Source organism: Salinicola sp. (assembly GCF_982684285.1).
The window spans coordinates 1-1,140 of record NZ_CEXLVS010000509.1; the positions used below are offsets into that span (position 1 = coordinate 1).

Here is a 1,140-nt window from a genome sequence, read left to right on the forward strand (position 1 = left end):
TGTTTCTAACTCACTCCACATACCATGTAGATGCATTGGGTGATTCATCATCGTGTCATTAATCAACGTAAAACGTACTCGCTCACCGGACTTCAACATTAACGGTTCAGCATCAGCATATTTCACCCCATTAATCGACCACATATAACGAGCCATATTACCGGTCAGGTGCAGTTCAATTTCACGATCGGGATCTCGTGCATCAGCGGTAGGATATAAATTGTGCAAATCAGCATAGTTTAGGACTTTACGGCCATAAAATATTTTATGATCTCGTAAGCCTATGCCGGGATCATCCAATTTATACCTCGGCATTTCGGCGCGCATATCAACATGTGGTCCATATTCAGTTGGTAAATGATTAACTGGTTTATTGCTACCAAAACCAGCCTTACCCGAGCCCATGGTCATGTCTTGTTGCATATTCATATGCATGGTGTGGTCCATTTGAGATTCCATCATGGGCATATTCACATCGGTCATTTTCTGCCCATGGCCCATAGCACTATGATCCATGCCCATATCAGCCATCACTAAAATAGGTGTCGGGTCCAGATCTGGTAATTCTGCTTTTAGATGTGGATCGGTCGTCAATATACCACTGGCAAAACCACTACGATCAATCGCCTGAGCAAAAATAACATGGGCTTGGTCGGCATCAGGTTCAACAATCACATCATAGGTTTCAGCAACACCAATGCGAATATCATCGACGGTCACTGGTTCTATATTTTGACCATCTGCCGCGACCACGGTCATTTTGACTCCCGGAATACGTACATCAAAAAACGTCATCGCCGCCGCATTAATAAAGCGCAAGCGAATCTTTTCACCTTTGTTAAATAAACCGGTCCATAGTTGTTCTGGCGTTTGCCCATTCATCAAAAAAGTATAGGTCGACCCGGTCACATCTGAAATATCACGATCAGACATCCTCATCTGATTCCACATGGCGCGATCCTGGTAAGTTTGTGCTGAACCTTTTTCTTTAATGTCCGCCCATAAATCTGCTGAGGTACGTTCTTGTCGGTTGTAATAATCACTTTGTTTTTTTAATTTGGCATAAACATCATCAGGGTCTTCGTCCGTCCAGTCTGACAATATCACCACATAATCTCGGTCAAAAGCCACAGGATCGGG

General features: G+C 43.6%; 1 protein-coding gene. It reads right to left on the bottom strand.

Annotated elements, in window-relative coordinates; translation table 11 throughout:
* Positions 1-1,140 (bottom strand): copper resistance system multicopper oxidase (locus AC3AYF_RS21520; protein ID WP_487780505.1); only part of this gene is annotated, 1,140 nt, incomplete at both ends.